The following is a 26,631-nucleotide window of genomic DNA, read 5'->3' as shown; positions in this document are numbered from 1 at the left end:
CCTGCACGAATACGGGCCCGGCCAGCAGTCGGAACTGGGTTTCCCGCAGAACCTTCCGTTCTCGGAGGAGCTACGGTCGGTTCCCGGCGGCCTGGACGTCTACTCGTCCAGTCTCGGCGAGGACGTCTTCCAGATCCGCACCGTTATCTCGGTCGCCGGCCAGGCCGGGACACATCCGGCTTTGCTCCAGATGGTGCAGAACCGGCCGTGGATCGGTCAGGCGATGCTGAACATCGCCAAGGCCTTGCACGTGCCCGCCAATGTCGGGCCCAGAGCGGTCCAGGTCCAGCTGACGCCGGAGTTCATGGACCGCCATCCCGCGCTCACCCGGTCGATCGCCAATGTGACGCAATGGGTTCCGACGGTTCGCAACGGCCGCTGGATTCAGCTGGTTCCGCTGCTGCGCGGCATGCGCACCTACGCCTGGCTCGGCAGCGGTCAGGCCCGGCCCGCCCCGCTGATGGACGATCCGCTGCGGCCCTCGGCCCGCCCGCTCGCGCCGCATTTGGTGGACGGCACCGAGTTCCCGATCACCTCGGCCCAGTCCCTGCCCCTGTCGGACGCCGAACTAGAGCCGCTGCGTGCTCAGGAGGAGCAGGCGAAGCGAAACCGGGCGTGGACCGACAGCGAGTACGACCGCTTCGAAGCCGACCGGGTCGGCAATAACGACGCGATCCTGAACAAGATCGTCGACAACGCTCTGAAAGACCCGGACCGCTACTCCGGCGGCGACCCGAAGAGCTGGGTACGCGGCGCGGACGGCGCCTGGGTACAGGATCCCGACGGCTCCACCCTGCCCAAGAATTCCGACGGATCGACACTGCTGCGGAATCCCGATGGCAGCCTGCGCTCCAAGTCAGAGGTGCTCGCCGACTTCAGCCGGGTACGCGACTACCTGATGCGCGGTGATCTGAACCGCATCCCGGATGTGGCCGAGATGTGGAACCGCCTCGAATCCGGAAAACCGAAGCGCGGCGACATCATCGGAATCCGAGCCGCGCTGTTCGAACTGACTTTCCTGGCCGTGCACCCGAATGCCGACTGGCACGCCGCGCACGCGGCCGCCAAGAAGGCGGGCCTGGACTGGGATCAGCAACGTGAGCACCTGACCGGAGACCGTGCGGGCCGCAGTCTGCTCGGTCTGCTCACCGGGCGTCAGCCCACCACTTTCCCGTACAGCCACGAACCGACGGTGGCCCAGCCGGATCCGGCGGCGACCGGCCGGGTCAATATCGACTACAGCCCCGGTCGGCAGAGCATGGCGCAGGTCGAGCGCAATGTCGCCGCGGTGATGTCCGGCTGGCCGAGCGCCAAGGTCGCCCAGGCTCAGGCCGAGGTAGCGGCGGCCGCGCGCAAGGCGGTGAAGACCTATCGAGGCGATCACGAGATCTCGTTCCGGCGCGTTGCCGTAACGGCGAAGGTCACCGGCGAAACCGGCTCGCGCCAGGTGGAATTCACCGTTCAAGGTCGCCGGGGCGACCTGATCACCCGCACCGTCCGCGTCAAGGTGCCCGAACACGACAACGACTGCGCCCAGGTCGCCGGTAAGAACGTGCGCGCCATCCAGGGCGATGTCACCTGGGCGCATCACCTCACCCCGGACACGCTGGCGGGCGTCACCTTCGCCGAGGTGCAAGCGGCGATGGACGGCACGCCATTCCACGGCTTCCACCTCCCAGACGGGACACCCGCGCCCGCCCTGCTCGTTCAAGGCATGATCGATCAGGGCCCGCTCACCACCGCCTACGGCGTCGAGGTGCGCAGTACCGCGGACAAATACGGCGCCATCGGCCACGCCTTCGAGATCACCTACCTCGGCACCGATCGCGACGGCGCGCAGCGGTTCCTCGTCAACGGCGAAGAAGTGACGATGGTCGGCACCGATGAGGCCGGTCAAGCATGGTTCGTGCGCCCGGCCGACGCGGGTACGGAACCTGTGCGACTGTCGTTGTCGCAGTTGATCGGTGGTCATCACGCGGACTCGGTCGCGCTCTCCGCGGCGACCTGGCAGACCTCACGCATCGGCAAGCTCGGCCGTGCCGTCACGCTGAGCACCGCGGATGTGGACGCACCCCTGCCCGCCGCCCTCCAGGACTACATCGGCTCGAACCCGGCGAACCAGCCTGGCGAAACCTCCATAACGCCAGCGGAAATCGTGCGGAAGCACGGTATTCCGCTCGGCCGCCAAGCACAGATACAAGCTTTCGTCGAAGCCGAAAACCTGCATGTCTGGGTGCGTCCCACCAACGCCGACTCGGTGCCGTGGATCATGCGCGGTTCCGCGGACAAGCCGGAGTTGATGAAGGCCAAGACCATCAACAAGTACGACGTGGCACTGGGCGCGCCTCCGGGGGCGGTGGGGCTGGTGGGTTTCTTCCAGTTCCCGGAGGACGGGCCACACGACCTGCGAATGCCCCAGCGCACCAACGAAACCGCCGCGGAGTGGGCGAAGCTCGGGCAGCGCTACGACCAGCGCGTCGCGGAATATCTCGCGCTGCGCGAGAAAATGGCCGTCTACGGTCGCCAGGGCCGATTCGTGGTGGTCGACAACGTAGTCCAGGGCTACACCAAGGACGGTGCGCTGGAGCCGCTCACCGGTGATCACGATCTCTTCGACATCCGGCATGCGGACGGCACGCGACTGCGACCGGAAGAGAACTTCGATCTGTCCGACGACATGATCGTCTTGGACATGGGTGTGCAGCATCCGCCGCTCGCGTACTGGAACCCCACTTCCGCCGGGGACTGGGCCGCCTATGTCGGGATGATGAACAAGCACTCGGCGGAGGAGCCGCTGGTGCTGTTCCGTAAGGGCCGCATGCCGGTGCTGGTGTATGTCACGCCCGAAGAACGCCTGGCGATCGCGCGCGAACGGCACCGGGTGCTCGCGGACGGCCTGCGCGACGCGCAGAGCAAACTGGCCGAGCTGCGCGGCCAGGCGGGCACCGTGCCCAATCGCCGCGTCGCCGAGTTGCAGCGCCAGGTCGCCGAGATTCAGGCGATGCTGCGGCGCAACTCGGCAGAACTCGGCGGGGACGATCCGTACCCGGGCGCGTTCTTACCCGATCCCGGCCCCCGGTCCGACGGGCCCGTCTCCGGAGCGCGACCGGAAACTCCAGGCACCGCACAGCAGGTCACCGGCGCGGTCGACCCGGCCAGCACCAGGTTCTCCGGCTCCATCGAGTTGCATTCGCCGCAGTCGATCGCGGGGATAACCGGTCCGGTGCGTTATTCGGTGACCGGTCTGGTGACCGCCGTCGATATCGAGGTGGATGCGGACACCGCCGCATCGGCTATGCGGGCCGTTGAGGTCCGGGGGCCCAACCACAATCAGCTGGAGGCAGCCCTTGGCGGGCCCGGCCTGCTGAACATCGAAGTCGCCGGGCTACTGGTGAAATGCAAAGTCCTGTATCGGATCTTCGACAACGGGAACATCCGGGCCACCCTGATCTTCCAGCAGCCGGAGTTGGACGATCCCCGATTCGCCACGGTTCGCGCACTGATCGACGCCGCTCTGATGTCCCGGTTCCCGGGTGAGACGATCGAAGTCGGCGAGATGTACGACTACGGCGACCGGACCGATTTCGAGGAACGCGAGCTCGTCGCGCCGGAGATCGCCGAAGCGACGACTCCGGAACCGGATACGACCGCACCCGGCGAAACCGCTGCGACCGAGCCGGACGCGGACTTCGACGCCGACCAGTACGACTCGGTCGCCGCACTCGCGGACGCGCTGGGCGAGCTCCACGATCTCGACATCCACGGGTTCGACGATTCGATATCCCTGGACCGAGCCCGCGAATTCGCGCAGGCCGTACATGACCTCCTCACGGCGTACCCGGAGGTCGACCTGCACGAGATCGGTATCGCCGACCTGGAATCCGATGCCGAGACGGTGCCGGGCACCGAACCGGACGGACCGCTGTTCACCCAATCGATCACCCTTGCGGCGGATCTCGCGACGGACGCCGCGCTGCCGGCCGGCCAGGTGTACGACACGATCGTGCGTGAGTTCGGCCATGCGATGGTCTACGCCGGGCGGTGGCGCGCCGAGGTGCACGTGCTGCCCGAGCTGGAGCAGGCCTACGCCGAGGAGTTCGGCCCGGTCACCGAGCCGCAGTTCACCCGCTGGCTGCGCACCCAGTTCGGTCCGGATTGTTTCGATTCACTCGGTCAGTTCGATGTCCGGGCCGCGCTGGTGGAAGCGTTCGACGCGGTCGAGGGGGAGAGATCACGCGTCAGCGACGGGCATGAGTTGCTGTTCGACGTGCTGACCGAGCAGGCCGAGAAATGGCACGACCGTGGCCCGCACGATGCGGACGCGCCTCCGCCCAACCCGGCCGCCCGCCGTGCGATCACCGCGGCGATGGCCGAGCTCGGGGCCGAATTCGGTTTCGGGACAGCCGGATTCGACATTGCCGATGTGCATCCCGACGCGGTGCGGGAGTACGCCGCGGCGGTGCGCGACATGCTCACCCAGTACGGCGCGATCGACCTGCGCAGCGCAACGGTCGCGCCGCTCGCCGACAACGAGTTCGCCGAAGCACAGGGCATGATCGTGGACGGACGGATGAGGTACACCCATGCCGTCGTCCTCAACGAGCGGTACGCGATCAACCCGCGGCTGCACCGGGCGCATATGGCGGTGGAGATCGCCGACCGTCAACTGGCGGGCGATCCGCGCCGGGCGACCTACACCAGCCTGGTGCACGAAATCTTCCACGGCCTGCATTACGCCACCGGCTATGAGGATTCGGCCGCGGCCGCGCGGAACGATGAGCGCGAGGCCATGCGCGAGCTGGTGCAGGCGTTCGAGCAGCGGCATGGTCGCGGGGACCGGGACGCCTTCGAAGCCTGGCTCGATACCCAGCTGACCGGCTACAGCTTCCTCGCCGACGGCACCCTCGATCTCGGCGAGGCCTACGCCGAGGCCGGTGTCGCCAAGGTGTTCGGTCAGGAAACCGAGGCGACGCGAGTTCTGTTGCGCCGGTTGACGCGGCAGGTCGAGGCCGAGGCCCAGCGCCGGAGTGCCGAGCCCGCCGGCCCGGACCAAACCGGGCCCGACAATTCGCACCTGGACCGTAAGGCTCAGGCCCGTTCCGGTGACCACGCGACGCCGCCTCCGCCGGACGGGCCCGAGGCTGTCCTCGGCCGCGTCGAGATCACTATCCAGGGCCAGGAATTCGCCGATCCCCGCGGGGCCCTGCGCGAGCTGACCGGCGATTGGACGGATCCGGCTCAGCTGGATACCGCGCTGCTGGTCACGTCGGAGATCGCCGGAAACGTGCCCAAACATGCCAAGACCGACGGTCAGGTCCTGATCACTGTGGTCGAGCGCGACGGCCAGCGGGTGCTCCGGATCGAGGTCTCCGATCGCAATGCCGCCTTGCCCGCGCGTCGCGGTACCGCCCTGGGCTCGGAGTCCGGTCGTGGCATGGGGTTCCTGGAGACCCTGACTCACCGCTCAGGAATCCGAGTCGAGGACTCCGGGCCGTGGGCCAAGACGATCTGGTTCGAATTCGACGAGAACGGCGGCGATCCCGCCGCCGGTTCGGCCGAACCTCTCGCGCCGGCGCTGAAAGGTAAGGCGTTGGACGCGGCCCTGGCCGCGATCCCGGACGAGTTCGACATCCCCGAGTTCGACTTCTCCGACGATTCCGAAGCCGACCCGCCGGTGCACCAGCCCGGCCGCACGAGCACGGAGCTGGTCCTGCCGACCGGCCCGCTCGCCGAGGGCGACCGGTTGCGGGTAGCCGCGGACGGCTGGGATTGGCTGGGCCGCCAGCTGTCCGGCTGGCCCGCGGACAAGGTCGACGACGCGGGATCCGAACTCTCCGACCTCATCGACTCTGCCTTGGCCACCGCCGGAGATCCGGTGCGAGTGGTGCTGGAGCAGACCGGCGAACCAGGCGAACGCCAATTGCGAGTCTCGGTCGCGGACGCCGGTTTCGAGGTGAGCGAATCCGACGCGGCCGCGAACGCGGCGGCCGTCGCCGCGCTGTGGGAAGCGATCGCGTCGGTGCGGCATGTGCCTGTCGCGGTCGAGGGTGAACTCGCGATCGCCATCGACGCACGCAGGATTCCCCAGCTCGCAAAGGCTCTGGCGGCACACCATCCGCGCGGTCTTCCGGCGGAGGTAGCGCAGAACAACCGCGAGATCGCCCTCAATCACGCGGCCAGAATCAACCGCGGCCGGCTGCACGGCTTCCAGACCGACGTCGAAGGCGAGGACATCGAGTGCCGCTTCGGCGACACCACCGTGGCACTCACCGTCTACGCGTTCTGGGATCAGGACTTCCGCGACGGCAAACGTGAGCTCGGCCTGACCGGCCGGGATGACCGGACGGTGCCGCTCGGCGATCTGACCTCAGCGATTGTCGCCGAGCTAGAGCAGCGGCGCGCCAAATGGCTCGCGGCCCAACAGGACACAGCGGCGGAGGTCCCGCAGGCGCAGGCGAACCCGGAAGCCCCTGCCGTTCGGTCCGATTCGCCGCACGCCGAACTGGCGGCCGCGATCGGCGCCGACCCGGACGGTTTGCGCGATGGTTCGCTGCGCGAAGCCGTCGTGCTGGTGCAGAACCAGGTGCGGGAGATGCCGGAGTCGGCGTGGCCCGCGCTCGTCGAACCGGAGCAGCTGCGGCGGCTCACCGACTGGATCGGGCGTCTCATGGCGTGCGATCGGGACGCGCATGACTTGCAGATCCGCGCGCTGATCGAGGATGACCTCGACCCCGTGGCACAGCGTGAAGTGCAGAACCGCCGGATCGAGCTCGGCCAAGAGCTGTCGGGGCTGCTCGGCGTGCAGATCGAGTCGCTTATCGCCGCGCCGGGTGACCCGGTAGCGGTCTTCCGGCGCGTCGCCGCGGTGACCGGATCCACCGACCTGGCGCACTTCGCGGATCTGGTCGGCGCCTACCTCGATCCCCCGCAGTCGAATTCGGCGGCAGCGACACCATCCGGCACCGACGCCGACGTGCTGGATCGCCCGGCCCGGAAGTCCCGTGACCGCCGGGATCCGGGGACTGTCTTCGCTTTCGATCCGGAAGGCCCGCACGGGATCCACGCGCAGCGAGCGCCTGGCACGGGGAAGCCGGCGCCCGGCCCGCTGGACAGTTCGACTCCTCTCGCCCGTCCCAGCTCGGTAGCGCTGGGGCTCAATCCATTGCTGGACAGCCCCACTGATCCGGTGGCGGTGGTGCGGCAAGTGCTCGGGGCCGATCCTCAGCGGGTAGGCAACCTGCTGGCCTGGCTGAGCGTGGAGCAGCGCGTGGTCTTCCAGCTGCGCACGTTCGAAGGTTTGCCCGACGCGGCTATCGCTGCTCGGGTCAACGACGACGTGGATTCGGTGACGCGGGCCGGCGACAGCGCGGTGGAGCTGGTGGCGAGTTGGCTCACGGACACCGAGCACGGGCCGGCGATGCCGGAACTGGAGCTGCTACGTCGTATCCAGCACGCCGATCCAGGGTTCCTGGCCGCCAAGCTGGACGATCCGCGGATCAACGGGCTACTGTCCGACACCGAACAGCGGATCCTGCGGCAGCATTTCGTCGAAGGTCGTACTCCCGCCGACGCCGCGGCGGCGCTCGGTGTCTCGCCTGCTGAGGCGCTGAACCAGCTGGAGAACGCGGCGCGGCGATTCGCCGCGACCACGACGGCGATGGACCGGTACCTCCGGATCCTGGCGGACGCGGACCCAGCGCAGTTCGAACGCGCCCTCCAGGTGGTTACCGATCGGTCCGCGCGGATCGGCGAATTGCACTATCTGCACGGGCTTTCCATGGAACAGGTGCAAGCTGAACTGGGCTTCCGGCCCCGCTCCTTCCACACCGACCATCGGAACGCCGTCCGCGCGTTGTTCGACGTCCTGACCACCGGGGTATTCCTGTCGACCAGTGACGCGCTGTCGATGGTACGTGCCACACAGGCGGACCACGCCGAGATCTTGCGGGACGCCGTCGCGCGCATGCGCGGAGTGCACCGCGCCTTCGCGGCGCTGCGGTTCGTCGACATGCGGAGCATCGTCGAGGTCGCGGAGCGCCTCGGCCGGTCGCAATCGGACACCCAAGCCCTGCAACAACTCACGGTGCGCAGCGTCGTGGCGGCGTTGCGCGCGGAGGTCGGCGACCCTGATTGGGCGCCGACGCCTTCCGCGCTCTCGACCTCGTCGGGGGTTGCCGACGGCACCGCGCCCAGCCGGCCGAGCCCGTCCGGCGCCACCCCGGTACAGGCACAGGCGACGCCCGAAGCGTCTGCGGAAAGCCAGGTTCCGTACCCAGAAACCGGAGTCGACCCCCGAATCGCCTTGGCAGCGGTGCGAGACGCGCAGCGGGACAACTTCGTCGAGTTGCAGAACGCCATCGATGATCTGCCCGGTGCGTACCACGTCTTCGCGACGCTGCGCTTCCTGCAGGGGCGATCGGTGGCCGACATCCAGCACCGGCTCGGCCTCCGCCAGGATGAGATCGCGGCGCGGCAGCGCGCGGTCGTCCGTGCCCTTTTCTGGCCGTTGACGGTCGAACTTGCCGCCGCCGACCCGCAGCGGCCGCGTCAACTGCCGCTGCCGGACGACGCGGGACTGGCACCGCTGCGTCAGTTGCGGCGCGCACATCCCTCCACGTTCGAGCGGATGTTGGTGCGGCTGAGCCCCGATGAGCGGCGGTTGCTGCAGCTGCGCATCGTCGAGGGCAAGAGTCTGGCGGAAGCCGCACGTCCATTGCGCCGCAACATCTTCTGCGTCGCCGAATTGCAGGTCGACCTGCTCCGGCGGCTGCCGCAACTGATGCCCGATACGTTCGGTGAGCAGGGCTCGGCGCGGACAGGCAGGGCTATCCCCGGCTCGGCCGGTGCGCGCCCGGCGGAGAATGTCTGGCGACCGGATCCGGCGGCTCGCCCCAGCGTGGATCCGGCGGTTGGCGACGGCGGCGCCGGATTCCGTGCACCGGACGGCCCGCTCACCGCACCGGAGCCGGCCAGCCCGAACAATTGTGCCCCCGAAGCACAGCGCTTCACCCGCCTGATCACCGGCAACACGGGCATCCGCCCGCTACCCGATTCCGTCGAAACCGACTTGGCCGGCGTGGCTCCCGATCGCTATGCCCGCAGTATGGGCGCCGACTGGCACCGCGGCGGCTTCCCCTCGCTCGACGCGGCGGCCGCGCTGGTTCGTGACACCGGCGCGACGGTGAACGCGGTAATCGAATTCCGCAGCAAACTCGCCGATGGCGAGCTGGTCGGCGCCCACGCGCTGGTGCTCTACTCCGACGGCTACGGCCGGGTGATGGTGCACGAGAAGGTGGACGGTCAAGTCCTCGAATACGAGTACCAGCCAGGTCAACAGTCCGCCGATGTCGCCGGCGTATACGGCATCGTCTTCGACAACAACGGCGTCGCCGAGCGACCCCTCGCCGACGATCAGGATCCCGCACAGCGGGCGGGGGTGGATCGGCCGCTCACCAATATCGGTGCCCGCGAATCGGATTCGGCGGGCCTGCCCCCGGCGATCCGGCAAGCGCAGATCGAGAACTTCGCCACGCTGCGCAAGTCGGTCCGGGCGCTGGTCCCCGCGCACCTCCGTTCCTTCGCCGAACTGAGTGTGCTGCACGGCCGTTCGATCACCGATCTCGGCGAAATGCTGGATCTCGCATCGGCTCAGGTCGAACAGCGGCAGCGCGAGGTCGTCGCACTGCTGGAGCAGCCGCTGGCCGACGCCATCGCCGCCGAGACCGCGAAGACTCGGCCGTTCATGCACGGTGACCCGCTGGGGCAGGCACGGCAATTGCAGCGCCGGGATCCCGAGGCGCTCCAGGTGCTGCTGGGTCAGCTCAGCCCCGACGAGCGCACCCTGGTGGAATCGCTGGTAGTCGAGGGTAAGTCGACCGCCGCGACGGCTGCGGACATGGGTCGTCCCGAGAACACGGTCCGTGAGCTGGCGGAGTATGTGGCGAAGCTGCTGACGCCGCGGCTACCGACGCCCCGACCCGAGCCGGGGTCGCTGGGCGCACTGCTGGCCGGAACCGGGGTGCACGGCGTCGAAATCGTCGGTGTGGATCCGACTGCGCGGCTGCGGCCTGAGGAACTCGAGGCCCTCGGGGTCACAGATCCGGAGGCCGGCTGGGCCGTCGAATCGGCGAATGCGCGGACCGCGGCACATGTCGCGCTGAACGATCTCGGCGCACCGGACGTGCCGATCCTGCGTTGGCGCAAGAAGGCGCCGCTGTGGCCGCAGGGCGTTGTCGGCGCCATCACCCACAAGCGGGGCTACTACGCCGCGGCGGTAGCGGATGCGACGCAGGTGCGCTCGGTCGGCATCGACGCCGAGAGCAACGAGCCGCTGCTGCCGGACTCCCGGAACGCGGCATTGCGGCCGGAGGAGCGGGCCTGGCTCGAACAGGTCGGCACCCGTGACGGTGTGCATTGGGACCGAGTTATCGCCTCTGCCAAGGAAAGTGTCTACAAGGCCTGGTTCCAGCTGACCGGTAGTTCGGCGATCGGCTTCCAGGACGCGCTGCTGACCTTCGACCTCGACGCGGGAACCTTCGAGGTCCGTATCCTCATCGACGGCACCGCCCTCTCGGGCCCGCCGGTCGAGACCATGTCCGGCCGCTTCATCGTGCAGGACGAGCGGATCCTGACCGCGGTTACCGTTGCACACGAGAGCTTGGACCCCACACCGAATTTCGACGACCGGCGGCGGTCCGACTCGGACCTCGAAGACGCGGCGCAGCGGATATTCGGGCATACCGCGCGGATCGCGCGCTACGAGACCTCCGACGGCGCCACGATCTGGTACAGCGCGCAACGTCACCGGCCTGATGCGCAGGATCCGCAGTATGCCTTGATCAGGCGTGCCTTCGAGATTTTCGCCGAGGCGCCCGGCGGGCGTGAAGTCATCGCACTCAATGAAAAAGACGAGATCCCGGACGCCAAGGTACGTGACCTGAGCCTGGACGAGGTCATCGTATACAACCAGGACGGGGAAAAGGGCGGCGATCACTGGCATATCAAGCGCCTCGCCGTCGAGCACGGTGTTCGCGGTGAACGAGCCGATATCGATCCGCTCGATTTCGCGCTGTCCCTGGATCCCGGGCGGGAGCGGCTCCATCACCTCTACTCCTTCCTCAACTATGTGAAGCATTGCCAGATCAGGCAGTCGGTCGACGCGAGCCAGACGGACGCCGACACGCAGTCGATGCTCCAGGATTGGGTGGTCAGAGAAGAAGAACGTTTGCGGGCGACCGGGGCGTGGCCGCAGGCAGCTGGGCCGCAGCGGCTGACCTACGACGATCTTCTCGCCTGGCACGAGGAATACCTCGGCGTGCCTTTCGATATCGGCACCGATGTGCGGCCGATGCTGAATCCGAACAATATCGACCGCACGAATCCGGTGAACGAAATCTCGCGCTATCGGGCCGATGCGCGTGAACTGGCCATCATGGACGGGATTGCCGCTTGGACCGCCCGTGGTGCGGATGTATTCGCCGGTTTCGGTGCCAGTCACTTCACCTTGCAGCAACCGATCCTGCTCCAGCAGTACGGCGAACCGGTGATCTATCGACACGGGCAGATGAGTGGGGATCTGCTGCTGGGGCAGGCCGATATCACGCGGGCGGATATCCGCCGGCGGATCGCGGAGATCGAAGAGCAGGCCGCCCAGGCGGACGATCTGGAACGGCAGCTCTGGGCGGAGGAATTGCGCACCCTCCGGCACGAACTGGACGAGCGGGGCGGGCCACAGCTCTGGACGCCGCCCGAGGGCACGCCCGACGAGCGGGCCCTGATGCGGAATGCGCTGTCCCGCTTGGGTGCTGACGCTGAGCCGGCGATTCTGCTGCATCCGGCGCAGTTCTCCGATCTGCTCGGCGAAGCCGGCGACCGCGCCGCCCGCAACCGGCAGTGGTGGGACACCCTGGAACCAGCTGAGCGACAGGTGCTCATCAAGCTCGCGCCGCGTGAAATCGGCAACGCCCCGGGGATTCCCGGGCCGGTGAGTGATCAGGTCAACCGGGAACTCGTCGCGCACGACCTCCGTGTGCTCACCGATCGGGCTGACCTGCCCCCGGCTGCGGAGCGACTGCGGAAAGCACTGTCGGAATTGCGCTTCGACCTGCACGAGATCGAGGCGGTCAGCGCTGACCTGACCGGCGCGCCGCCGGTGCGGTTACACGCCTACGACCCGGCCCTCGACGGTGAACTGCGGAGCGTCGTGGTCGTCGGCGACCTCGACGCCGCCGACTCGGTCTCGGCGCTGGTATCCGCCCCCGATACCGCTGAGACGACCGCTACCACGGTGCCGGACAACCTGATCCACGCCACGCAGCTCTTCGATGCCGCGACCATGGCGGACGCGGAGCGCGGGTACGCCGTGGTGGCCTGGCGCGGGTACGGAAAGTCCGTGACCGCCGACGGCGAGCTGCTGGCACGGGACCTCGCCGCTCTCAACGCCGTTCGGGCCGGGCAAGCAGTGCCCGCGCAGGCCCACGTCTTCGGGCTCGACAGCGCCGGGTCTCTCATTGCCGCCACGGCATGGTCGAATCTCCCGGCCGGGCATACCCAGGTTGCCGATCTCGTGATCGTCGGCTCGTCCGGACTTCCGCTCGCGCATGCCGCCGAGACCGGTATCGACCCCGAAAACGTCTATGTCGCAGCGGCATCCCGCGACCAGCAGACCTGGTTGGGCGCGGACGAAGCGGGCGCGACGGGCCGATACGCCGGCTACGGGACCGGGCTGGACCCGGCGACAGCGGGTTTCGGCGCCAAGCGCCTCGCGGCGGAGATCTCCTCGGCGCAGGATTACCAGCATCAGGAAATGGTGCGCAGCAGCTACTTCGACTACGACCCGCGCACCGGCAGCCCGACCGAAGCACTGCGCAACTTCGGCCGCATCGCCGCAGGCAAGGTCGACGAGCTGACCCTCGACGAGCATCGCCCGGGCGTGCCCGACCCGTCGCCGATCGAGACCCGGACCAACGTCGACATGCCCATCGATCCCGCCAGCGGCCGGATCGTCGAGCTGGAGCAGGACCTCGGCTCCGACACCACCGAAATGATCCTGCAGGAGACGCTGCGCTGGGATCCGACGCCCGTCCAGCCCTTCGCCGGTGTCTGGTACGACGGGCATGTCGGCAATTGCGTCGACCTGTCGCTGCGCACCGGCCGGGACGACCTCGGCCTGAACGTAGACGTCCCCGATGACCGCGCCGGACTGGCCGGCCGCAGCGCCGACCAGACGGAGTTCTACGCCGGTGGCCGGCTGCGGGTGCACGCCGACCGGGACGCGATCGCCCAGCAGATCGGTGACCCGGACAATCCCATGACCGCGGCGTTCGTCGTCGTCGATTACGGCGGCGCCGCCCACATGTTCCTGCTCGCCAACGTGGACGAGAAGGGAAATATGGTCGAGTCGGGTGGCCGGCTCATGATCAGCGACCCGAATGTCGACAGCGGCGCGTGGCAGCCCTATCGCTGGAACGAGTCCACACCGGATGTCTTGTTCACGACCGCGATCGGATTCGGTGCCGACGGTAATCCGGTGCAGCCCAATGCCGATCATTCGGTCGACCCGGAAACCCGGACCGGCAGTCCGATCGCCGAGATGACGGCACAGCCGGGGACCGAGGCGGACGACCACCGCGTATTCCCGGCCGATCCCGGGTTCACCCCGGCCGACCGCCTGCGTGCGGATGAGATCCTCGCGATGCATCCGTCCGGCCGGGCCACCAGCCCGGCGGTGCTGCTGCATCCGTCGGAACCGACTGCCGACGTGGTGGGGGAGGCCCGCCTGCTGACCGCCGAGAACACGGCGTTCTGGACTTCGCTGTCGCCCACCGATCAGGACGTGCTGCTGCGGGTGTACCCGGAGGTGATCGGCAATGCCGACGGCCTGACCGCCGAGGTACCGATCCAGCACGACGCGCAGCGAACCGGTCTGCGCGACTACGCGAACCGGCTCGCTATCGCGCGCGAACTGCGGCAGCTCGGTGCGCTCCCCGCGACCGAACTCGACGGTCCGCAGCGGTCGCGGCTGACCGAGCTGCGCGCCACCGCCCGATCACTGCTGCGCGCGGAGGCGTTGGCGCGGACCGTGCACGGGTCGCTGCTGCCGCCGCCGGTTCAGGTTCTGTCCTACGGCGCGGGCCGGGCGCTGATCGCCTTCGGTGATGTCAGCGTCGCGCAGTCGGTGAGCTGGATCGTGCCGCCGGCGGGCACCACGCTGACCGGCTTGGATCCGGTACTGCTCGCGGCGCGCAATCACTACGACGTCACCACCAGGACGCTGCGCCACGCGGGACAGTCGAACGAGTCGCCGGCCGCGGTGCTCGCCTGGGTGGGCACCGATCAGCAGCTCGGTGCGCGCCCGGACACGGTCGCGTCGCGCACCGGGCAAGCAGGCGACCTGCTGCTGCGTGATATCGCCGCCTTCCATATGGGCCGGGAGATGAACGGCTCGGAGATGCCGTCGAACTACCTGTTCGGACATGACACCGGGGCGGTTGTCGTGAACGCGGCCGGATCCCACGGCCGGTTCCTCGCCGGGCGACTGGGCAGCGAGGATCCCGCGGCCCGCCTGGTCGAGGCCGTAGTGCTGGTCGATCCGGCGGGCACCGGTCCGGTCGGCAGCGCAACGGAATTCGGATTCGCCGACGCCGTCGCCGCCGAACTGGACATCGAGACCGAGCAGGCGGAATCCTTCGGTGCGCCGGTCTATGTGCTGTCGCGATCCGGCGACATGGTCGCGTGGGATGGCGGACGTCCGCCCGGTCTCGGTCGAATGGTGTTCCAGCCCCTGGGTATCGGAATGTCGGTGGAGGCATTCTCGGCGCAGCGGGTGGGCGTGGACCCGGCCGCCGCACCGCCGGTCGAGGCCCGGCACGGGTTCGCCGACACCGCGACCCGCGTCCCGAACTCGAGCCAGCGCAAGCTCGCACTGATCGCCGCCGGGCTGGGGCTGACCGTGACCGAGACGCCGCCCGGCTGGCAGGCGAACGCTGAATTCCGTACGCCGGACCGGGTTCTCGCCGAAGCCACCGCGCCGAGCTATCCGGACGGCCCGCCCGGTAACCCGCACCGCCCGCCGGAGGGCCCGGGCCCGGACACCTTTACCTGGCAGCAGGTGCTGCGCGACCTCGATGCGGAGATCCCGGACGAGTCGGAAGCCGAGACCGCGGTGCAGGCACTGCGAACACAGTTGCAGGTGGACAGTGACGCCGTTGGCGCCCACCCGATGCTCAACCTGGACAGCGCGACGCTGGCCCTGCGGCGCGCCCAGTGGTGGCATGGATTGACCCCCGCACAGCAGGTGCGGATGGTCCACGACCATCCGCAATTGCTGGGCAACACCACGGGCGTGCCCGCGGACGTCCGGGATCTCGGACATCAGCGGACGCTGCGCGGCATCCTGCACTACTTCGCCGCCGAGACCGGCCTGTCCGTGGACGACGCCGCCCGCTTGCGCTACGCCGAGGTCATGTGGAAGGCCCTGCACCGTGCCGAGCAACTGGCGGCGCAGGTGCGCACCGACCCGCCCGAGGTGCGGATCCGCTCGTACCAGGTGCGGGCGAATTCGGTCCGGCCGCACGCGGAGTTCTCGGTCGGGCCGGTGGACACCGCCGAGCATGTGCTGTGGTTGCAGTTCGGCGACACCGATCTCGCCGACGCGGACAAGTACCTGCACGCGATGATCAACCTGTACGAGGCGGCCATCGCCGAGCACGGCAGCAGCGCGGTCGCGGTGATCGCGGAGGTCGGCACGCCCACGGACGATCAGGCGCTGCGCCTGCGGGATCGCCTCAGCGGTTACAACGCGGTGCGTGCCTTCGCGAACCTCGCGGCCGGACAGCAGAACTCGATGCCGCGCAACCACATCGTCGCCATGGGCGGCGATGTCGCTACGGTCCGGGCCGCGGGCGCCGGGGGCGGTCTCTCGGGTGTCGTTGCCTCGGTGGTGGCGCTGGACCCGCCCCGCCTCGCCGATGTTCCCCCGGCTACCGAACTCGGCCTGCCCGGCCGGGTCTTCCTGGGCACGGGCCGGTTGAACCAATGGCTGGGCATGGGCCTGCGACAGCTGGCGGGCGGCTTCGACGCGCGCGTGCTGGGCGGTACCTCGATCGCCCGGCAGAATCTGCCCGCGATGGCGCTGGGTAGCCCGGCCGAACAGGGCCACCTGCGCTGGTTCGGGCACGCGGATCCGGAAACCCGGACACCCACCGAGGGTTTGGCGAATATCGCCAGAGTCGGGACCAGCCGATATGGGGCGGTCACGCCGGAATCGACCGTCAACGTCGACGGTACGACCACCGCGGTGCCCGCCGACGTCCCGCGGCCGCATGAGCCGGCCGACTGCGTCGACAAATCCCTCGGGGTGATCAAGAAGTCGACCAAGAGCAAGGTCATCGAGGACTTCACCGCACCGGCCGGGCTCGCGGGCCGCAGCGGCGCGACAACCGAAGCGCACGGCGGCGGTCGCCTGGCCCCGCTCGCCTCCCGGGACGCCGCGGCGCTGCGTCTGCTCGACGCTATCGATCTCGCCGCGGAAATCATGGTCGTCGAGCACTACGAGGACCCCGACGGCAACGGCGTCGGCGCGCATGCGTATGTGCTGGCGATGCGTGGCGGTCAGGTCATGGAGTTCGATCCGCGCACCGAGACGTGGAAGCCGTACGTGTGGGGTTCCACCCGCCCCGGCGTGGCCCGCTTGTCCGCGATGGTCTTCGACAGGGCGGGTGTGCCGGAACGCTCGGTCCTCCTGTACGAACCGGATTCCGAGGCCCTGCCCGAACACAATATCGGCTCGGACGCGGCCGTCTCCGGACGCCGTTTCGAGGTGGTCATACCCCCGGGCAGCGATCTCACGCACGCGCTCGACGGTCTGACCCAGCTCACCAGGGACCGCGGCGACGACCGGGTCGATGCGTTGCTCGACGCAGTCGCGCGAACCACGCTCGGTGCCGCCGGTGGACGGGTACGGATCGAGACCTCCGGCGATCCCGTGCGCGGGCGGGTTCGTCTCGAGGTCGAACCCGAGGGCAGCGCGGCCGCTGTTGTTCTCGAGGTGAGCGGCACCGCGAACGCGCCGGTCATCTCCTTGGAAACACCGGTGCGGCAGACACATTCGGCGGACATCGAACTGGCGGGCCGGTTGACGGTCGCACTCCTTACCGACTGGCGGCTCGCCGAGGACGCCGGTCATTCCGGCAGGCTGGCCGAAGAACTCGCCCGCAACGCCCGGGCCCACAGCGGCGGCGACGGCGTGCTCGCGGTGCGCGTGTCCGGGGCGCGGGGCGATCGCCTGCTCAGTGTCGAAATGACCGACACCAGTGCGCAACTCCCGATCGAGCCGCCTGGCGATGACATCACCGGGATCGCACTGCTGAAGTCGTTGACGCACCGCTCCGGCTGGGACCTGATCGAGGACGGCGACGAGCGGGCGGTCCTGCGCGAGGAGGACGAGGCCGGCGGCAAGACCGTGTGGTTCGAGTTCGACGAGAACCCGCCCGATCCGGTGCCCGCCCCGCAGCGTGAACGGGCGCCGGAGCCGCTGGCCGGGCCGGTGCCGATGCGCGACGAGTACGAGGTCGCGCAGCCGGACAAAGCCGAGGCATATAACCATCAGAGCTCGAGCGGGAAGGACTACCGGATCCCCCGATTGGGCGCAGACGGCCTGTTCCGCTGGGGACCGGGTAACGAGCTGTACAGCACCACCAACGCCGGTGGCGACGTGTTCATCATGGACCGGAACGGTGAATTCCGGACCTCCGCCGCCCGCAACCACGCCGACCTGTTCAGCACCTACGGTTCCAGGGACGAGGGCCCGGCTGCCTTCGGCGTCTGGAAGATCGTCAAGGGCAAAGTGGTCGCGATCGAGCCATACGCCGGGACCTTCTCGGAGGAGAACTTCGACCCGAAGTTCGCCGCGCAGCTGCGCTTCGAATTGGCTCGCCACAATGTGGATGTCGGAGCCATCAAGTTCGAAGTGGACGTCGTCAAGAAGGACCTGTGGTACGCCCGCGCCCCGCGGATGTCCGTCGATGCGATGCTCGACGGAGGCGCGGCGGCCGTCGCGCAGCTCGCCGGCCCGAGTGACGATTTCTGGACCACTGCCGAGCTCGCCGGCCGGCACGACATCCAGACCGACGCGGGCCCGGCCGAGGTGATCTCGGTGCGCATGTCGTTCGAGCTCGTGCGCGGCGCCGCACCCGGCGGGATCACCCTGGAATTCACCCGGGGCCCGAACGGCACCGAACTCCGGTACAAGGACCTCGATCTCGGTTACGCGGGCCGCGACACCAAGGATCCCGGCTTCCAGCCGGGGTCGGATCCGGTCCGCGTCGCCGACGCCGTCGCCGTCATGCACGAATCGGTGATCCTGCCCTGGCTCGAGCAGTCCGGTGCGCGCTTCATCGGCCACCCCGGCGGCCACGCCGAAACCACCGTGGGCGAGGTGGTGACCGACACCGAGCGACCCGCCGACCTGCACGAGCACGATCGGGTCCGCGAGGAGCGGCGCCGACCGGCCGGGCTCGCCCGGCGCTGGCTGAAAGCCCAACTCGCCGAGGCGAATTGGAGCACCAGCGCACCCCAGAACGTTTACGACACGCAGTTGCTGACCAGCGAGAGCGTCGCCAACGCCCTGGAGCACAGCACCGGCCGCGTGCGGCTGGTGCTACGCATCCTGCCCGGATCGGGTGATCTGGTAGTGCAGATCTTCGACAACGTCACCGATGCGCCGGTGACCGGTCCGATTCGCGCGGCGGGCAACGAGATGGGTAGGCGGGCGGACGCCGACTCGACAACGGAAACTGCGGCGCCCGAGCCGAATCCGCGGCAGCCCGCAGCGCTGAAGGGCGCTGCGCTGGATGCCGAGCTGGCGAACTTCGACGAAGACGCCATCGCCGGATGGGATCTGAGCGCTCTGGAGTCCGAGGAGGCCGACGACGGGCCGCATACGGCGCAACCGGAGCTGCTCACTGACGACGCGTTGGATGCCGCCCTCGACGGTTTCGACGAAAACGCCTTCGCGTCGATGGATCTGGACGCACTGGTCGCGGCGGCGGACGAGACCGGAACTCCGGCCCCCGCCGAATCCGAGACTCCAGCCAAGGCTGCCGTCGACGCCGAAGACGAGCGCGGTCGTGGCTTGAAGATCCTGCACCTGGATTGCGAGGCCTGGGATTACTCGATTCGTGCCGACGGCCAGGGTAAGGCGCTGTGGTTCGTCCGCCCGATGGCCGACAGCGATCCGGGGCCCGGCGCGGATCCGGCGACGCCTGCCGATCCACCCAGGCCGCAGGGCGGCACACCCGCGCCATCGGACGGGGCGCCCGACTACCCGTCACCGGACGATGTGCACCGCACCGAGTTCGAGAAGAAGGCACACGAAACCGACCTGTCGTCCCCGGACGCGGTCGCCGAGGCCCTCGCCGAAGCGGTGGCACGGGATTCGGTCACCGGCTTCTACGACGCGCGCGTCTCCGGCCTCAAGTCCGGCGAGGTGCTGCGGGCCCAGGCTTTCGTGGCGCACACCGGTATTCCGGCGTACTTCGTCTCCGCCGATATCGCGAACCTCAGTGGACTCAACGCCTTCGTCGGGAAGCGGGACGAGGTGGCGAACGCCTACTACAAGGGCATCACCGACGCGTTCCGGACAGCGCTGGAAGCATCCGGTGCGGTCGTGGTGCCGATGCGCACCGGTGGTGACGAAGTCGGCGCCGTGGCGGTCGGCATCGACGAGCGAGCGCTCGCCGCGGCGGTCGCGGAAGTCGAGCGCGCTGTCGCCGCCTATGTTGTGCGGGAGGGCTTGTCCGAGATCGAGCATCCGAAGCATCCCGGCGACCCGGCCTATCGAGGCGTCGGGCTGCATGTCGGAGTCACCGAGATCCTGCCCGGTCTGGACGTCAAGGACATCTTCGACGCCGCCGACCTGGGCGTCGACGCGAGCAAGAACGGGAGGACCGATGTCGCAGGAGAACCGCGACGAGCGACTGGGGCTGACCGGGCTGACGCCGGAACAACGGGAGCAGCGGATCCGGGAACTGGAGCGCGAGCACGCCAGGAAATGGGCGGAAGCCAAGGCGAAACTCCGCGCGGCACGGGACGAGGACCGGCCCTCGGCGGACTGAACGCCAACAGCGCGGCACTGGCCGCCTACGCCTCTCCGGACGAGGTCCGCCGGTTCGAGTTCGGGGAGCGGGTCCGTGCGCTCGGTGAGCTGACGCCGGAACTGGTGGCCCAGCACATGTTCCGGCCGCTGAGCCGGGACGAGGTCACCGATTTCTACGACGCCCGCGTCTCCGGGTTCAAGACGGCCGAGGTGACCCGCGCGCAACAGTTCGTCGCCGAGACCGGCACGACCGCCTTCTTCGTATCCGCCGAATTCGCGAACCTCGGCGGGCTCAACGCCGCCCTGAACAACCGTGCCGAAGCCGCCAACGCGCACTATCGCGGCATCACCGACCAGTTCCGCGCCGCCCTGGCCGCAACCGGCGGCACCCTCGTGCCGATGCGCACCGGCGGCAAGACCGTCGCGGCGGTGCTCACCGGGGTCGATGAACAGACTGTGGCCGCCGCCCTCGCCGATATCGAAACCCGCGTCGCCGCCTACGCGTCCGAGCACGGCCTGTCGGAGCTCGAGCACCCGAAGCATCCCGGCGACCCGGCGCACCGCGGCGTCGGCCTGCGTGTCGGCTCCGCCGAAATCCTGCCCTACCTATCGCTGACGAACATCTTCGACGCCGCCGATCCGCGCGCCCCCATCGACTCGGGCCTCGCGGTCGGCCTGGACGCCGCCGCCGTGCAGGGAGCCGTGGGCGGTGCGATCGGCGCGCAGCTGGGCCGCGGTCACACCGGCAACATGCCACAGTGGGACGGGGCGTCCCCTGATCCGCGGACCGCGAGCGAGCATCCCGCCACCCGGGCCGGCGACCCGGCCGGTCCGCCGGACGGCGGCCACGATTTCACCCCGCCGGATGACACCGCGCCGCAACAGGATCCGGATTCCGAGTCGCGGCGAACCTGGCGGCAGCGCCGCATGCAGGAGGAACTGGAACTCGCCCGCAGGCTCTACAACCTGCCACAGAGCCGGCAGGCGGCCGTCGCGGTGCTCGACCGCCTGCGCGAAGTTCTGGTGGGGCTGCATCCGGAGGCCACGCCGGCACAGATCGACGCCGCGTTCTACGCCCACGAGCGGCCGCGCTGGGGCGGGATGGTGTTGCCCTCGGTGCCGCTGACCGAGTTGCGCCACGACGGTAACCTGCGCGAGCTGATGTCGGCCATCCTCAACGCGACGATCCGCAACGCGGAGCTGGACAACCCGGCGGGCACCACGCTCAATGACGGCATCGCCAAGCTGTTCAACCAGCCGAACTGGCAGGCGCGGGCGGCTGAACTCGGTTTGAACGTGGACGAGCTGGCCCAGATGCGTGCACGCATCATGGCGGCAAACCCCGGCCAGGAGATCGAGGCCGAGCAGCTGCGCAACGCCGCCTATCAGATCGCGGACACGCCTGAGGCGCGCAGGCTGCTCGACGAATACGAGCGCAGCCGCGAGGACAACCCGTTGCGGCCCGACGGGGAGATGCTGCGACGGCACCTCACCCTGCACGACTGGGCGATGCTGGGAATGCCGCTGTCACCGCGGGAATTGGCGGCGGTGCCCGCCGAACTCGAAGCGGACCGGGAACTACCACGTGACGCTCGCGGCGACGTCGACATCGCCGCTCTGGAAGCGCAGTTGCGAGCCGCGGATCCCAGCGTCCGCCATGCCGTTCCGCTCTACGTGTCCGGACCAGAGGGTCGTGTTCGGGACGCCGAAGGAAACGCGGTTGTCGAGCGCGTCCTGGTGTACCCCGGCAAGCTCGAGGCGCTGCGCAAGGACCGGCTCGACCCGGATCGGGAACTGCCGCGCCGGGACCAGGGCCAAGATCGCAACCGCGGCCGCGTCGACGTCGACAAACTGGAAGCGCAGCTGCGAGCCGAAGATCCGAGCGTCCGCTACGCCCTGCCGCTGTACAAGTACGGTCCGGGTGGGCATGTCCGGGATGCCGATGGAAACGCGGTCGTCGAAGGCGTGCTGGTCTACCGCTTCGATCGCGTCGTCGACCCCGCGACCGCCTTGACCTTGGACCCCGATGTCTACGCGGTACCGCTGCCCTGGCGACCCGGGGTGGACCTGGTCAATTTCGGTCCGGAACTGGAGTGGTTCCAGCAGGCCGCCGCGAAGGGAATGCCGGTCGCCGCCGGAATCTCCGGCACCGCGGCCCGCATGATGGCGCGCCTGTCCTGGCTGCAGCCGGAAGGTGTCCCCGTCGGAGATTTCCTCGCCGCGGTCACCGCATTCATGCTGCCGCACCACCATTCGCTGTACGAGATCGCGCAGGGCGTCGGGATGGTTGGTCTCTCGATGACCGACCCGGCGACGGTCGGCGACGTCAACGATCCGGGCGAGTTCTACCGAGCGGTGGCCGCGTACTTCGAATCAGTAGCGCCACAGCCGGATCCACCGGCCGAGGACTGCGTTCTGCACACGATGCGCACCGCTCGGGACAGCGGGCTGGACGTCACGGTGCCCACCGAGGCGAAGCTCTCGGGCCGGACGCCGGCGGAAGTGGAGGAGCAGTACGCACACGGCCGGATGCGCTCGGAGGCTTCCCGCGACGCGCTCGCCCGGCGCCTGCTCGACGACACCGATTCGGCGACCGCGTTCCTGCTGGCCGAGCAATACCCGATCGGCGCCATGGAGGTCGCGCACCTGACGATGTGGCAGCTGCGCGGGGGCAAGGTCATGGTCAGCGATGCCAACATCGACGGCGGTGCCTGGCGCGAGTACGTCCCGGGCACCGAGACGCCCGGAGTGCGCAAGCTTTCCGCGATCGCCTACGGTGCGGACGGGACAGCGCTGCTGCCGAGCGCCGAGCACCCGGCCGACCGGTCCGCCCACCCGGACCAGCCCATCACCCAGATGGATCTGACCGCCCGCGAGGCCGAAGTGCTGGAACTGGTAGCGGCGGGCCTGACGAACAAGGCGATCGCCGAGGAGCTGGCGCTCGCCGACACCACCGTGCACAGCCACCTGACCAATATCGGCAACAAGCTCGGCACCCGCGATCGGGCCGGGATGGTGGCGATCGCCATCCGTAACGGCGCGCTGCCCGCCACCGACCCCGCGGTCACCATCAAGATCGAGGGCGGTCTGCACCCGGATGCCCTGGACCCCATTCAGCTCGAGGTGCTGGGTCTGGCCGCCGATGGCTGGTCCAACAAGGAGATCGGGCTGGCACTCGATGTCTCCGAGTCCGCGGCGAAGAACCACCTGGTCCGGATCGGCCGCGTGCTCGGCAACAGCAGCCGGGCGGGGATGGTGGCGACAGCCCTGCGCGCCGGCCTGCTGCCCTTCGCCGCCGCGGACGCCACCCGGCCGACGTCAGGTCTCGGGCACGGCAACCTGAGCGCCCGGGAGTCCGAGGTGCTCGTGCTGCGCGAGCGCGGGCTGGCGAACGCCGACATCGCCGCGGCGCTGGAGATCTCCGAGCACACCGTCGCGACCTATCTGTCCCGGATCGCGCACAAGCTCGGCAGCGTCGGCGTACACGACGCGGCAACGCAGACCGCGCTACCCGCTCCGGGCGCACCTGCCGCTCCGCATGCACCGACCATGATCGATACGAGCGCTGCCGACCAGAATCCGGATGTCTTCCAGACGCTGCCCGGGAATTCGCCGCAGCCCGCGCCCGACCCCCTGCAGCAGGCTGTTTCGGAACCGTCCGCGGACAGCAGCGATCCGGGGTTCCGCAGCCCACTGATCGATCCGACCATGATCATTCCGGCTGCCCTGGGCCCGGAGTACCTCGGGCCAGAAGCGACGATCCGCGACGACGAGGGTCTGGAGTATCTGGAGCCGGAAGCGACGATCCGCGACGACGAGGGCCTGGAGTACTTGGAGCCGGAGCCGGAGGCGGGGCTCGTCGTACCGGACCCGGCCGGCGAGATCGTCGAGGGCCTGGGCGAATTCAACGGCAGCTCGCGCACCGCCGCCGACGAGGCACTGACGCTCGAGGCGGCGCGGCAAGCGATGGAGAACATGCTGCGGGCGATCATGCCGCCGCTGACCACCTGGCATCGGGACGGCCACTTCCTGCTGCCCGACGGCCGCCACGTGTACGTCCAGGTCGGCTCCGTTGTCGGTGACGAGGTTGGCGCCTTCCAGTTGCGGTCCAGCGGTGCGGCTTTCGACATCACGCTTTCCGACGGTCTGCGCACCCGCGACGTCCCGCGCGCCGTCGCGCACATGCTCACCCGGATCCGGCAGGTCACCGACCCGAGCTTCCAGCATCCGGGCCCCCGCTTCGCGGAACTGAGAGTGCTTGCCACCCAACTGGATCAGTCCATCTTCGACCCGGCACGCGGCAAGCTGACCCCCGTGATCCGGGCCGACTTCGACGAGCTGATCGCCCACCTCGGAATCGATGCGGAGCTGGCCGGTCCGGCGGCTCGAGGTCTCGCGCAATATGATTCGGACCTCGCACGACGCATCCGCCTGGAATACGGTGGGGCGCTCGCCGAGCGGCCGGTCTTCGCGAAGACGCTGACGGATCCGGTCTTCCAGCACGCCGCGCTCAGCCACCTCGCTGCGCTCTCGCTGCACCTCGCCGGACCGAATGCCGCCGATATCCTGATAGCGGAAGGCCTTTCGCTGAACGCGCGGATGCGGGAAGAGCAGTGCCGCCGTCTGTTCGAGCCCATCTTCGCCGACCGCGATGTCAGCGCCATCCGCAAGCGGCTCGAGCAGGCCAAGCTGTTCACCGGCGACGACCTGGTAGCCGCCCTCAACCCGATCAAACGAGCCTTCAATGATCCGATGCCACCCGAGTGGCGGGCAGGCGCGCTGGCGGCCGCGATCTCCGAGGTGCAGAACACCCCCGGCCATATGCAGGCGATCAACGAGGCCATCGACTTCGACCGGATGCGTCAGGAGGCCCATGCCTACAGTCAGCTGACGGACCGGGTCGGCGGCGTGCTCGATCGATCGACCGGCCAGGTCCAGCTCCCGACCCTGGCCACCGATCCGCGTGGCCGGACCATGTCGTTGCTCGACTTCTTGCGCACGGTCGACCGAGCCAATCGCGGCGCCGAAATGTACGGCCTGGACGTCGAATACGTTGTGGTGATCCACGATCAGGCGAACGGCCGTTCCTCGGTGGACGTACTGTCCCGCCCCCGCCCGCAGTACCGGCTACCCGCGCAGCAAAGCCATCCGGTGTTGTTCGTGCCGCGGCCGTCGGTGCCCGCCGCGGTCGCGGGCGGCCACACCGTGGACGTCGGTGTCGGCCGTGGCGGCTTCGCCGTCGAATTGACTCCCGCACAGGACAGTTCGGGCGGCGGCCTCATTCTGCAGACCGAACTCCCGATGGACTACGCCGACGCCGGTCAGCGTCGCCGTAACCTGGGCATCCTCGATGCGGGACCGCTCACCCGCCCGGGCGCGCTGATGGTGTGGGCCGACCTCCTGCTGCACGGTGATGTGCTCAACGTCGGCGGCAACGGTGGCGTCGCCCGCTTCTACATCAACAACGTCAGCGCCCACTACGGCGCCGCCGACTACGACAACCTGGCCCGGCAACTGCCCCGCACCCTGGTCGCCGGTGCGCGTATCGAAATCCAGTGGGACATGAAGTCCGAGCTGAAGGTAGGCGGAAAACCAGGCGACCGCGGACACATTCAGGGCGACGAGCTCATGATCGCTATCAAGCGTGTCCTGCGGCCGTCGGTCGCCGATGCCTTCAAGATCATCGAACACACCGAGTTCCCCGGGGACGGCAGCGACGAATATCTGTTCACTATCGACACCGGCGCGAGCAATGTGATCAACCCTGCCGCCATGGCCAAATATTCGGCGCCACAACCGACCGACCGTATGGTGATTGTGTACAACCCTGCCGGCAACCGCCCGGCAACGGCGAATTCCGAAGGCGGTGCACGGTAATGACGGAGATCGAGGGCGTACGCCAGTGGCTGGATAGCGCCGCCGAATTCCTGCGCGGCCAGATGCGATGGTTCGGCGCCCAGCTCGTGCCCGGCACCGACCCGCACGTCGTCATCCCGAAACACCCTGGCCAGGTCGACCGGAGCGACCCGCCGCGGCACCGTTTCGAAGCCCTCGCCAATCTCGTGTGCTCACCCGACCCGGCACGCGCCGACCGGGCGGCGCACATCCTGCACGCCGCGGGCTGGGCGGTCCAGGTGCAGCGCGACCCGGAGCACCCGGCTGTCGTGACGGTGCGCGGTGACCAGGAAGGCTATCGCTTGCAGGCCCGCATCGAAGACGGCTATGAGGGCATCGTTCTGCTGGGACAGACCCCCGAAATTCAGCTGTACCAACCGGATCCACCCGCGGCACCGCCCGCCCCGGCGGTCACCCCCGGCACCGTCGGCCCCGGCGCGGTCCTCTGCTACGAATGCGACGGCCTCGGTCTCTGCCCTACCTGCCATGGCCGCGGTTCGGTTCCCGGTGGGCCGTCCGGTCGCCACCGCTGCCGCACCTGCCTGGGCGCCCGCGTCTGCCCGATCTGCGGGGGAGCGGGTGAGCTCCGCATCGCCGACCTCTCCGATGCCGACCGGGCCCAATACCCGCAAATTCCCTAA

2 protein-coding genes (1 of these 2 running past the window's edge) are annotated in these 26,631 nt (G+C 68.9%); both read left to right on the top strand.

Going from position 1 to position 26,631, the window contains the following annotated elements; all coding sequences use genetic code 11:
• A protein-coding gene (locus tag AB0M14_RS01690) for a LuxR C-terminal-related transcriptional regulator (RefSeq protein ID WP_364987188.1) crosses the window boundary here: on the top strand, window positions 1-25,972 show its 3' portion. It extends 13,553 nt beyond the left edge of the window; 25,972 of the gene's 39,525 nt are visible here — the last part of the coding sequence; its start codon lies off the left edge, out of view; it ends in the stop codon at window positions 25,970-25,972.
• Window positions 25,972-26,631, top strand: coding sequence for a hypothetical protein (locus tag AB0M14_RS01685; RefSeq protein ID WP_364987185.1), 660 nt, complete (start codon window positions 25,972-25,974; stop codon window positions 26,629-26,631). The genes AB0M14_RS01690 and AB0M14_RS01685 overlap by 1 nt, the downstream gene beginning before the upstream one ends.

It is taken from the genome of Nocardia sp. NPDC051832, from assembly GCF_040681285.1.
Taxonomy (GTDB): Bacteria; Actinomycetota; Actinomycetes; order Mycobacteriales; family Mycobacteriaceae; genus Nocardia.
Note: the sequence above shows the minus strand (reverse complement) of the source record. Positions and strands in the feature narration are given on the sequence as shown.